This is a genomic window from Streptomyces sp. NPDC005566 (assembly GCF_040605575.1).
Classification (GTDB): Bacteria; Actinomycetota; Actinomycetes; order Streptomycetales; family Streptomycetaceae; genus Streptomyces.
The window spans coordinates 268,348-279,851 of the sequence record NZ_JBEXDB010000006.1; the positions used below are offsets into that span (position 1 = coordinate 268,348).

General features: G+C 67.9%; 11 protein-coding genes. 7 read left to right on the forward strand and 4 right to left on the reverse strand.

The genetic code is table 11. The features are described from left to right. Nucleotides 1-44 precede the first annotated feature (44 nt). Complete coding sequence (locus ABZS61_RS12085) at nt 45-1,271, forward strand: cytochrome P450 (RefSeq protein ID WP_356418232.1); 1,227 nt, start codon at nt 45-47, stop codon at nt 1,269-1,271. Between the two features lie 102 nt (nt 1,272-1,373). On the opposite strand, the gene ABZS61_RS12090 is transcribed toward ABZS61_RS12085, so the two are convergent. The 4 genes from ABZS61_RS12090 to ABZS61_RS12105 form a co-directional block, all read right to left on the reverse strand. Beyond that, a complete protein-coding gene (locus ABZS61_RS12090; protein ID WP_356418234.1) occupies nt 1,374-2,588 on the reverse strand; it encodes an acyl-CoA dehydrogenase family protein in 1,215 nt (404 codons plus the stop codon). A 4-nt stretch (nt 2,589-2,592) separates the two neighbouring features. Continuing rightward, nucleotides 2,593-3,066 carry an SCP2 sterol-binding domain-containing protein gene (locus tag ABZS61_RS12095; protein ID WP_356418236.1) on the reverse strand — a complete coding sequence of 158 codons (474 nt, stop codon included), beginning with the start codon at nt 3,064-3,066 and terminating at the stop codon, nt 2,593-2,595. 70 nt (nt 3,067-3,136) lie between these two features. After that, nucleotides 3,137-3,400: a hypothetical protein gene (locus ABZS61_RS12100; RefSeq protein WP_356418238.1), complete on the reverse strand. Its 264-nt coding sequence runs from the start codon at nt 3,398-3,400 to the stop codon at nt 3,137-3,139. A gap of 208 nt (nt 3,401-3,608) precedes the next feature. Then, on the reverse strand, nt 3,609-4,823 hold the full coding sequence (locus tag ABZS61_RS12105) for a helix-turn-helix domain-containing protein (RefSeq protein WP_356418240.1): 1,215 nt from the start codon (nt 4,821-4,823) through the stop codon (nt 3,609-3,611). Between the two features lie 669 nt (nt 4,824-5,492). On the opposite strand from ABZS61_RS12105, the gene ABZS61_RS12110 reads away from it, so the two are divergent. From ABZS61_RS12110 to ABZS61_RS12135, 6 genes are all read left to right on the forward strand, one after another. After that, nucleotides 5,493-6,131 carry a hypothetical protein gene (locus ABZS61_RS12110; RefSeq protein ID WP_356418242.1) on the forward strand — a complete coding sequence of 213 codons (639 nt, stop codon included), beginning with the start codon at nt 5,493-5,495 and terminating at the stop codon, nt 6,129-6,131. A gap of 26 nt (nt 6,132-6,157) precedes the next feature. Then, nucleotides 6,158-6,370, forward strand: a complete 213-nt coding sequence (locus tag ABZS61_RS12115) for a hypothetical protein (RefSeq protein ID WP_356418244.1) — start codon at nt 6,158-6,160, stop codon at nt 6,368-6,370. Nucleotides 6,371-6,479: 109 nt separating this feature from the next. Continuing rightward, the gene (locus ABZS61_RS12120) at nt 6,480-7,955 is read left to right on the forward strand and encodes a DUF6801 domain-containing protein (protein ID WP_356418246.1); all 1,476 of its coding nucleotides are present in this window, start codon (nt 6,480-6,482) and stop codon (nt 7,953-7,955) included. 71 nt (nt 7,956-8,026) lie between these two features. Next, entirely contained in the window at nt 8,027-8,980 is a 954-nt protein-coding gene (locus ABZS61_RS12125; protein ID WP_356418248.1) for a hypothetical protein, read from the forward strand. 691 nt (nt 8,981-9,671) lie between these two features. Beyond that, nucleotides 9,672-10,655 (forward strand): ATP-binding cassette domain-containing protein, encoded by a 984-nt coding sequence (locus ABZS61_RS12130; RefSeq protein WP_356418250.1) that lies wholly within the window; start codon nt 9,672-9,674, stop codon nt 10,653-10,655. Beyond that, nucleotides 10,652-11,503: an ABC transporter permease gene (locus ABZS61_RS12135; RefSeq protein ID WP_356418252.1), complete on the forward strand. Its 852-nt coding sequence runs from the start codon at nt 10,652-10,654 to the stop codon at nt 11,501-11,503. The genes ABZS61_RS12130 and ABZS61_RS12135 overlap by 4 nt, the downstream gene beginning before the upstream one ends. The last annotated feature ends 1 nt before the right edge of the window (nt 11,504 follow it).

The following is an 11,504-nucleotide window of genomic DNA, read 5'->3' on the forward strand; positions in this document are numbered from 1 at the left end:
CACAACCCCGGAACGTACTGATGTCTGCCCCACAGGAGTCACACGTGTCCCAAGCGTTGCCACTGCCCGATATTCTCTCTCCCGCCTTCGCCGCCGACCCCTACGGGGCCTACCGCACGATGCGCGAGAGTGCCCCGCTGCTCCGGCACGAGGCCACCGACAGTTACCTCGTCTCCCGGTACGAGGACGTCGAGCGGGTCTTCAAGGACAAGGCCCAGGAGTTCACCACCGAGAACTACGACTGGCAGCTCGAGCCCGTCCACGGCCGGACGATCCTCCAGCTCAGCGGCCGCGAACACGCCGTGCGCAGGGCCCTGGTCGCCCCCGCCTTCCGCGGCGCCGACCTCCAGGAGAAGTTCCTGCCCGTCATCGAGCGCAACGCCCGCGAACTGATCGACGCGTTCCGGGACAGCGGCGAGACCGACCTCGTGGAGTCCTTCGCCACCCGCTTCCCGGTCCTCGTGATCGCCGACATGCTCGGCCTGGACAGGACGGACCACGCACGCTTCCACGGCTGGTACACCACCGTCATCGCGTTCCTCGGCAACCTCGCGGCCGACCCCGATGTCGCGGCGGCCGGCGAGCGGACCCGGCATGAGTTCGCCGCCTACATGATCCCGGTCATCCAGGAACGCAGGAAGGCGCCCGGCGACGATCTGCTCTCCGCACTCTGCGCCGCCGAGGTCGACGGCGTCCGGATGAGCGACGAGGACATCAAGGCCTTCTGCAGCCTGCTCCTCGCGGCGGGCGGGGAGACCACCGACAAAGCCATCGCCTCGATCTTCGCCAATCTGCTGGCCCACCCCGAGCAACTCGCCGCAGTCCGCGCGGACCGGTCACTGGTCGACCGGGCCTTCGCCGAGACCCTGCGCTACACCCCGCCGGTCCACATGATCATGCGGCAGACGGCGCACGAGGTGAAGCTGACCGGCGGCACCGTTCCCGCGGGAGCCACCGTCACCTGCCTGATCGGCTCGGCCAACCGCGACGCCGACCGCTACCGCGAACCGGACCGCTTCGACATCTTCCGTACGGACCTGACCAGTACCACCGCGTTCTCCGCCGCGGCCGACCACCTGGCGTTCGCACTCGGCCGGCACTTCTGCGTGGGCGCGCTGCTGGCCAGGGCGGAGGTGGAGACCGGGGTGAACCAGCTGCTCGACGCGATGCCGGACCTCCGGCTCGCCGACGGCTTCGTACCGGCCGAGCAGGGAGTCTTCACCAGGGGCCCGGGGTCGCTCCCGGTGCGGTTCACCCCCGTCGGTGACTGAGCCGCAGGAGCTCGGTCGATGTGCGTACGGATGTCGTCCGTGCACCCGGTTCAGGGGTGCACGGACGGCAGAGGGTGCGCGACCGGGACCACGGGACGGCCCTCAGCGGATGTGGCGCCCGGAGATGGCCCGTGCGATGACCAGACGCTGGATCTCGCTGGTCCCCTCGAAGATCGTGTAGATCTTGGCGTCGCGGTACATCCGCTCCACGGGGTGCTCCCTGCTGTACCCGGCGCCGCCGAGGATCTGGACGGCCTTCTCCGTTGCGGAAACGGCGAGTTCACCCGCGCGCAGCTTGGACATGGAGCCCTGGCCGGCATCGAAGGTCCGGTCGTTGCGGGCCATCCAGGCCGCCTGCCAGATCAGCAGACGTACGGACTCGATCTCGGTACGGATGTCGGCGAGAGCGAAGGCGATCGACTGGTTCTCGATGATCGGCCGGCCGAACGCCTCCCGCTGTCCCGCGTACTCCAGCGCGTACTCGTACGCGGCCCGCGCGATGCCCAGCGCCTGGGCGCCCACGGTGGGGCGGCTGACCTCGAAGGTCGCCATCGCCGCCTGCCCCTTGGCGTTGCCGCCCTCGCGGGCGCGGGCGAGCCGGGCGTCGAGCTTCTCCTTGCCGCCCAGCAGACAGTGGCCCGGCACGCGCACGTCGTCGAGGAAGACATCCGCGGTGTGCGAGGCGCGCAGGCCGAGCTTCTTGATGGTGCGGCTCGCCTCCAGGCCCGCGGTGCCGGGCGGCACGATGAACGCCGCCTGCCCGCGGGCGCCGAGCGAGGGCTCGACCGTGGCGACGACCACATGGATCTCGGCGATCCCGCCGTTGGTGATCCACGCCTTCTGGCCGGAGAGCACCCACTCGTCCTTGGCCTCGTCGTAACGGGCCTTCGTGGCCATGGCGGAGACGTCCGATCCGGCCTGTGGCTCGGACACGCAGAAGGCCGCGACCTTCGGGTCGTCCTCGTCGCCGAAACACTGCGGGACCCACTCGGCGAGCTGGTCGGGAGTGCCGGAGGCGAAGATCCCGGCCACCGCGAGAGAGGTACCGAAGAGAGCCATGCCGATACCGGCGTCGCCCCAGAACAGCTCCTCGTTGGCGATCTGGAGGGAGAGGCCGCTGGGGTCCCCGTACATGTCCGCCAGCGATTCGAATCCGTACAGACCGATCCGGGCCGCTTCCTGGATGACGGGCCACGGGGTCTCCTCCCGGGCGTCCCATTCGGCCGCCGCCGGGCGCACCACCTGGGCGGCGAAGCCGTGTACCCAGTCGCGCAGATCCTGCTGTTCCTCGGTGAGGGCGAGGGAGAAGTAGCTCATGGGCTCAGGCCTTCGGAATGTCGAAGTAGCGGGTGAGTCCCGAAGCCAGGCCGACATCACCGGCGATCTTCAGTCTGCGCGTCATGAACATCGTCACGGGGTTGGCGTTGCCGGAGACGAGCTTGAGGAACTCCGCATCGCCCAGCACCAGCGTCGTACGGGGCTCGCCGTCGGAACGGCCCTCGCTCACGGTGCACCGGCCGTCGGCTATCGAGGTCTCGTAGACCTCGTCGGTCTCGCCGGTGATCTTCCAGCGGATCAGGGCCTTGAGCTGACCGGCCGCCTCGGGCCGGAACTGCTGCCGCATCCGGCCGAAGACCTCGCGCAGTACCCGGGTGCGCAGTTCTCCGCGCATGACCTCGCCGAGCTGCTTGGCGGACAGGTTCTTGATGATCCGCGCGAACTCCTCGGGGGAGACGGCCGCGAAGTCGAGCCCGGCCAGGTCGTCGGTGAGGTTGCCGCTGGTGTCGTCGGGCACGCCAGTTCCTTACTCCGGAGTAAACTTACTTTGGAGTAAGGTAAGGGTGCCGTCGCCTTCTTCGCAAGCACTACCAGGCGCCGCCCGGCAGGACCGCGAGCCGGGGGTGATGAGCTGCGAGCACCTTGTTGGCCTGCGCCAGTTCGGACAGTGCCTGCTCACGGTCCGCCTGGTCCTCGATCCCCAGGCGCGGTCCACGGAACCTGCGGACCTCGCGGGCCGCGCAGTCGGCGTCGAACTCCGCCTGCAGGATGTGCGGCGGGATGCAGGACCCGATCAGCGCGGCGACCCGGTCCGGGATCGGCACGGGGACGAGCAGGTGCGAGGCGGTCATGGAGTTTCCCTCTCGGATGGTTGGCCAGGAGGCGTGCGCTGCGGCTGCCGGGTGGGCTGCCGACTCCTCCATATGTACGGGACGCAGTTCCGGGTTTCTCGTTGAGAACGTCTCCGTGTCGCAACCGTTTGGGACTGACCGTCTATTTCGCTTTACCTGTAGGTAAGTTGACTCACGGGGAAGGCTGTGATCAGTGTTCCACGCTCCGTCAGGTGATCGTCTCCTTGCCGCGCGAGCGCAACTGCAGTGCGCGCAGTACGGCTTCGGTGGAGAACCTGCTCCGGGGGTCGATCAGCTGCTCGCCGAAGATGGACTCCAGATTGCGCATGCGGTAGCGGACCGTCTGGGGGTGGACGTCCAGGAGCTCGCCCATCTGCGCCGCGGTGCCCCGGGTGTCGAGCCAGATCCGCAGGGTCTCGACCAGCCGCTCGCGCCGCGTGGAGCTGATGGCGGAGACCGGCGCCAGTTCGCGCTGGGCGAGTTGGTCGAGGAGAGCCGGATCGGACAGCAGCCACAGGGTGATGAGGTGGTCCTCGCACGGGACGACCGGGGTGTCGTCGATGATGCCCGAGTCGATGAGCTCCACCACGCGCCGGGCCCACCGGATCGAGTCGGACGCGAAAGCCGTCGGCACGGTCAGCCCGATGACGGCGCGGGCACCGATCAGTGCACGCTCGAGCATCTGCCGTCGCGCGTCGTCCATCGGCCCCGGCACCAGTAAGTGCGGTTGCGGGTCGCCGAGATCGGCCAGTACGTCGCGGGCGAGGTCGGCCGGATCCACGCCGGCGGGCGTGCGTACGGCGATCAGCGTCACCTGTTCGGGCAGTGACCAGCCGGTCTGCTCGCACAGCTCCGAGATGGCGGTCCGCGGCACCGGGCGGCCGGCCAGGATCAGGTGCAGGAGACGACGGCGCATGGCTTCGCTCTGCTGGTCGGACTGGGCCTGCACTTCCAGATAGCCCTCGCGGGACAACGACTCCAGTTCATCGACATAGGCGAACAGCGCATCGGCGAAGCTGAGCATCAGCGTCGGTGAGAAGTTGTAGCTCCGGCCGACCTTCTTCGCCCGCCGCAGAGCGATCCGCGCGCCCAGCCGGTAGGCGCCCTGGAGGGTTTCCATGCTGCGGCCCTCGTACGCCTCGAACCGTCCGAATCTTCGGCACATGTTGTCGCGGAGCGTTGTCGAGGACGTGGGCTCCGCGACCAGGTCGACGAACGAGGACAGGCTCTGTTCCACTCCGACCCGGATGGTCTGCCCGTTGGGTCCGCTCAGCAGCTGTGCGTATTCGGGATAGGCGCGCGTGACTTCCATGCCGATCTCTTTGATCAGGCTCGGTAGTTCGGGTCGCATGATCGCGGCGAATTCCTGTGGGAGCGGCCCCAGAGGATCGCCGGTGTCCAATGGCTGAATGAGTCTTGGCATGACTGTCCCCTTGCTCTCCGGTGCCCGGTGTGGGTGGGGCAATGGGGGAAGCGCTCCCACGGGCCGACAGGTGTATACCAACTTCGGCGACGAAGGTATGCCAAGTCGGTGGGCGTGCCCACCACTTGAACAGGATCGAAGTGCAAGGGGCACACAGTTGCGCCTCATTGTGGGGCTTCCGTGCAGGTGAGGGCCGCATTGCTCACTTCCGGACAATGTTTTCGGACGCTTGCTCTCCCGGGGACAAAAAAGTAACCCTGGGTAACTGGCAGATGCGGCCAGCGGTCGGCAGGTGTTGACATCGCGGGTGGCGCCCGACGGTGGATTGTGTCGCCCCGCACGGTCCGCCGGGTTCGGCGGCCGACGTGAAGATCGTGTCGGCGACCGGATCCCCGGCAACGAATATTGCGCACCAAGTGACAAGTGTTCCGCACCGATTAGTGACCTGCGGACGAGGAAAAAGAATGCCCGGGGGCAATTTCGACGCCGGGATTGTGCTCCAAGTTTCCCGCAAGTAACGTCACGCCCTGTCACAGAACGTGTGTGGCTGAAAGAGCAGCACGGCCCCCACGCAACACGATTCATCGCGGCACTCCCTGCAACTTTGCAGGAATTGGGGTGCCTTCCCCGCAACAGTGCACCCGCACTGCCGAATCGGAGGAACTCACTGTGCGCAACACCCTCAGAAGGATCGCACTCACGGCCGGTGCAGCCGCGGCTGCCATCACCCTCGGAGCCACCACCGCCACCGCCGGCGTCTCCGCTCCGACCTGGACCGTCACCCCCGCCCCCTCACCGGTGGCGGTCACGGCCACCAACTCCGGCACCGTCTCGCTCAGCCTCAACGGCATCCCGATGACGTGTACGGCATCGGCGGCCAGCGCCGTGCTGGCGACCGCGTCCGGTACGTCGAACGTGACGGTCGGCACCATCGCTCCACTGACCTGGAGCGGCTGCACGAGCCCGTTCGGCCCGGTGACGCCGGCCGCCACCACCTCCCCGGCGTGGCAGCTGAAGGCGAACAGCTACAGCGCCGGAACCACCACCGGGTACATCTCCGGGGTCCAGGCTTCGGTGACGGTCCTCACCTGCACCTTCACGGTGACGGGTAATGTCACGGCGTCCTACAACAACACCAGCGGTCAGCTCACCATCGGCAACAACGCCACCTACCAGCTGACGGTCGCCACGGTCACCCCGGGATGCACCGGCATCGCGGCTGTGGGCCAGCACCCGATCTACACCGCCAAGTACAACGCGGTCAAGACGGGTACGACCACCAAACCGGGCATCGTGTACACCCCCTGATCCGGTCGCGGACCCGGCGTCGGGTCATGAGGGATCGCACAGCGGGCCCGCCCGTTGTGCGATCCCTGCGCCGCGCAGCCTGCGTCCGGAAGTCGGCTGTCAGCGACAACACCACCTACGAGCGGATCGGTTGCTCGGGCATCGCGGCTCCGGGTGACAACTGGACGTACGGCACGAGCTGCACGGTTGTCACCGCGGTCCGGGGCGCGGCCGTACCGGCCATCCTGTACTCCCCTTGACCCGGCCGCACGCCGGGACAGGGTGGGCAGGGAGTGTGCTGGGGGCGTCCGGCGCACGAGGCGCGGCCGGTCGTCCGGGAAGGGGACATCGCCAGTGAAAGGAAGTCGTATGGCGGGAACGCGCAGGCGCACCGCGCGCGGTGCGGCAGTGGCCGTCACTGTGCTGCTCGGGGGAATGATCCCCGGCGCACAGGCCGCTTCCGGTGTGCAGGAGATCGACGCGGAGCTTGCCTATACGTGTGACTTCCCGGAGGGCGGGCAGCCGGCGAAGGTTCGGCTGACCGCGCAGGTCCCCGAATCGGCTCAGGCCGGACAGATGATCCAGCCCGAGGAGATGGCGCTGGTCCTCACCCTGCCCGAGGCGGCGTCGGCCGCCCTCGCCGAGTCGGGAGCGGCGGCCGTGAGCGCGGAGGCACGGCTCTCCGTCGACGTCGTCCAGGGGGGCCGGCAGGCCCGGGCGGAGTGGGTCGGGACGGCCGCAGATGCGGCACCGGTTCCGGAGGCGGGGGAGCTGACGCTGAGCACGGCGGGGAGTGTTCCCTATGTCCGGCCCGGGGCGCCGGGCGACCTGTCGTTCAAGGCCTCCGCCCTCTCGGTGGAACTGGCCGTGAAGAAGGCTGACGGTGCTCCGGCGGAGCCGCCGACCCTCTCCGTGCAGTGCGTGGTGGACGCGGATCAGGAGACGACCCTGGCGACGGTCGGCGTGGATGGTGGTGCCGATACGCCCGCACCGGGACCATCGGCGTCCGATGAGTGGCCCGATGACGCGGAGCAGGGACAACCCGTCGCGCCCGAGGTCGGGAAGCGGGCGAAGGAGTCCGCGTCCGCGGCAGTGCCACCGTGCGTCGGGGACCCGTTGAACGCAGAGGGCCGCGACATGGTCGCTTACGTGGCCGGCTACGCGAACGTGACCAAACTCGACGGCGCCACCAAATTCCCTCCGGCCTGCGCCCGGATCCACACGTACGACGGCGAGAACTGGTTCGAGTTCCCCTACGTGCACGCGGTCCTGAATGCGGCGATCGTGCTGGACTACAAGGGTAAGCCTCAGCTGCCGCCCACCACCGGGACGTTCCTGACGTTCGGCTTCATGCCGACGACGGCCACCCTCGAGATGACACAGATCCCTCCCGAGCCCGACTCGCCGCAGGACCGCAACGTGGTGTCCCACGGCATCACGGATCTCCTCAACGGGGGTTTCACCAAGACCACCACCAGCGTCGACATGGACTTCGTCCTCCGCCTGTACGACGTGAAGGTCAACGGCGTCCCGCTGGACGTGGGGAAGAGCTGTCGGACGGAGCGCCCGTTCCGGCTCGCCCTTGCCGGCCTGGGGACCTGGGACCCGGAGAAGGGCAACGAGGGCTACACGGTGATCACCGGAGGGGAACTGACCGGGTCGGTCACCATCCCACCCTTCGAGGGGTGCGGAGTGGGCGAGGATCTGGACAGCCTCTTCACCGCCTCCCTGTCCGGGTCTCCCGGATTCGTCAAGCAGGTACAGGGGGCGCCGTGTGTTCCCTCGACCGGTGGCGCCTGCACGCCCGAGTACCAGCCCCAGGACATTCCCAAGGCGACGCGCTGACCGAGCGGTCGCACTCGATCGTCATGTCGAGCACAGCAACTCCCAGAATCCTTAAACGAATTGAGGTAACGATGAGTCCTGCCCCGAAGACCTGGATCAAGGCCGCCGGTGCCGTCGCGGCGTCCGCCGCGCTGGTCATGCCGCTGACCGCGTCACCGGCCGGTGCCGCCACGGCCGCCGCCCAGCTGGGCGGCGCGTGGGCCCCGTTCGACCGGTGTCCGGTGGACGCCCCCGCCATGCTCGCGACGGACGGCGACACCGAAGTCCCGCTCTGCGTGACGTCCACCTCGCCCAACGGCACCATCAAGCTGGGCAACACCACGGCGACGACCGGGTCCACGAACCTGCAGTTCGGCGTCATCCAGCATCCCGCCGAAGGGACCTACACGGTCGTCCCGCCGCCGGCGGGCTCCATCGTCAGCGGAAAGACCACGATCCCCGGCGGGCTGCTGGGCATCATGTGCCCCAGCAACGTCCCTGTCATATCCGCCGTCTGCGGGCAGATCACCAACGCCACACTGAACAAGGTGACCGCCACGGTGGAGTCGGCCGGTACACCGACCGAGTTCAGCCTGGTCGCGGGGATCTCCACCGGGCCGATCGTCAAGCTGCCCGTCAAGATCCGCCTGGAGAACCCTCTGCTCGGCTCCAACTGCTACATCGGAAGCAGCAGCAACCCCGTGCTCCTGCGCCCCGGAAACCTCAGCGCTCCGACCCTGGCCGCATCAAGGTACAACGGCGACGGAACGTCGAACCCGGACGAGGGCTCGCTCATCAACCTCGACCTGTCGGGGGCGGCGCAGGGGGACAGCCAGTTCTCCGTGCCGAAGGCCAACGGCTGCGGTCTGGCCGGCATCCTCAGCTGGGCCATCGACCTCAAGGTGGGCCTGCCCGCCGGGGCCGGGTCGAACAACCTCGTCCTCAACAACGCCAAGACCTCGACGATCGGCCTCACCGCACCCGGGCTGTCCGTGCCCAACGCGGGCAAGGAGCTCTCCCAGAACTGGCACTCCGCCGTGAAGTGACCCCCGGGCCCGACGCGTCGCGCACCTTTGTCACTTGGTGCGTCCCGTCGTGCCGCCCGCCCGAGCCCGCCGCGACCGCATGCCACCCTGGTCGGGGCGGGCTTCGGCGTGTCCCGAGCGGCATTCCCGAGCCGGCTGCTTCGACTCGAAGTCCCTCACTTTTCGACAGGTTTCGCGCGCGGATTGCTCATCGGCACATAAGAAAACGGCGCCGCGCAATTACCTCGGAGAAAGTTTGTGAAGTGCTATTGCGGACTTAGGTTACTGGCCCGTAGCGTCCCGCTTGAGCAGCTCGGAAACGCATCCGTACCTGCTTGTTCGACGCACATGGAGTCCTGGTCGAGCCCCCTCGACCCGGGATTCCTCCGGGAGTTCCTCCGGCCCCGAACCCTTCCACCGGGGCGGGGTCTCCCACTCCCGGGGTCCCGTGGCTCCGGCCCCCCTGGGCCGCGGGACCCCGGAGAGCTTGCGCAGATTCCGACAAAGCCGCCGGGCGGATTTGTCAATCGGTGACAAGTGATCCACACCGAGATCGACATCCGGCGATTTCCGCTGTTCAACGGCTTGTCCTGGCGGTTTCGACGGACATAGCGTGCGCCTCCTGGTGCATGTGTGACAAGCCGTCGTTGCACGTACGGGAGCCGGAGCGCTGACAGATGACGTCGTTCACCACCACTTCGAGGGAGGGCCGATGGGAATCGAAGTAGTCGTCGAAGGCCTGACGAAATCCTTCGGCAAGCAGAACATCTGGCAGGACGTCAGCCTCACGTTGCCGGCCGGTGAGGTGAGCGTCATGCTCGGCCCTTCAGGCACCGGAAAGACTGTGTTCCTGAAATCCATCATCGGATTGCTCAAGCCGGAAAAGGGCCGGGTCCTCATCAACGGTGTCGACATGGTGAACAGCCCCGAGCGGGAAATCATGGAGACCCGGAAGCTGTTCGGCCTCATGTTCCAGGACGGCGCTCTCTTCGGTTCGATGTCGCTCTTCGACAACATCGCCTTCCCCTTGCGTGAACACACCCGCAAGAATGAGTCCGAGATCCGGCGGATCGTCATGGAGCGGATCGACATCGTCGGCCTGCTCGGCGCGGAGGAGAAGCTGCCGGGCGAAATATCCGGAGGCATGCGCAAGCGTGCCGGCCTCGCCCGGGCCCTCGTCCTGGACCCGCAGATCATCCTCTGCGACGAACCGGACTCCGGACTCGACCCGGTCCGCACCGCGTACCTCTCCCAGCTGCTCATCGACCTCAACGCGCAGATCGACGCCACGATGCTGATCGTCACCCACAACCTCGACATCGCGGCCACAGTCCCGGACAACATGGGCATGCTGTTCTGCCGCAACCTCGTCACCTTCGGGCCGCGCGAGGTGCTGCTCACCAGCGACACGCCCGTTGTCTCCCAGTTCCTCGCCGGACGCAGGGAAGGCCCCATCGGGATGTCGGAGGAGAAGGACGCGGCCACCCTCGCCGCCGAGCAGACGAACGGCCACGTATACGCCGCAGGGCCCCGCACCGTGGTTCCCCAGCTGGAACCCTCACCCGGGATGCCCGTACGGCAGGCGGCCCTGCGCCGCCGGGAGCGGGTCATCTCCATGATGGGCCAGCTGCCGGAGGCCGCCCGCACGGCCATCATGAACAGCTACACGCCGACCTTGGACGGTGGGCGCCGATGACGGCACCGCTGCCCGTACGCCCCCCGGCGGAGCCCGCCCCCGAGAAGGCCCCTCAGGAGGTACCGGGGCAGAGGCAGCCCTCGCGGCTCCTCGCCCCGCTGCGCCAGACCGGCCAGCTGTTCGCGCTCGCTCTGGCGGTCTCCCGGGCCATCTTCCGCAGGCCCTTCCAGGTACGGGAGTTCATCGAACAGTTCTGGTTCGTCGCCAGCGTCACGATTCTGCCCGCCGCCCTGGTCTCCATCCCGTTCGGCGCCGTCATCGCCCTCCAGGTCGGCTCGCTCACCGAGCAGCTCGGCGCACAGTCCTTCACCGGCGGCGCCAGCGTCCTCGCCGTCATCCAGCAGGCCAGCCCGCTCATCGTGGCGCTGCTGATCTCGGGAGCGGCCGGCTCGGCCATCTGCGCCGACCTCGGATCGCGGAAGATCCGCGAGGAGCTCGACGCGATGGAGGTCATGGGCGTCTCGCCCATCCAGCGGCTCGTCGTCCCGCGGGTCCTCGCCACCATGCTCGTCGCCGTCCTGCTCAACGGACTGGTGTCCGTGGTCGGCACGCTCGGCGGCTACTTCTTCAACGTGATCATGCAGGACGGCACACCGGGCGCCTACCTCGCCAGCTTCTCCGCCCTCGCGCAGCTGCCCGACCTGTACATCGGCGAACTCAAGGCGCTGATCTTCGGCTTCATCGCCGGCATCGTCGCCGCCTACCGCGGGCTGAACCCGCGCGGCGGTCCCAAGGGCGTGGGCGACGCGGTCAACCAGTCGGTCGTCATCACCTTCATGCTCCTGTTCTTCGTGAACATGGTCCTCACGGCGATCTACCTCCAGATCGTCCCCCCGAAGGGGGGCTGAC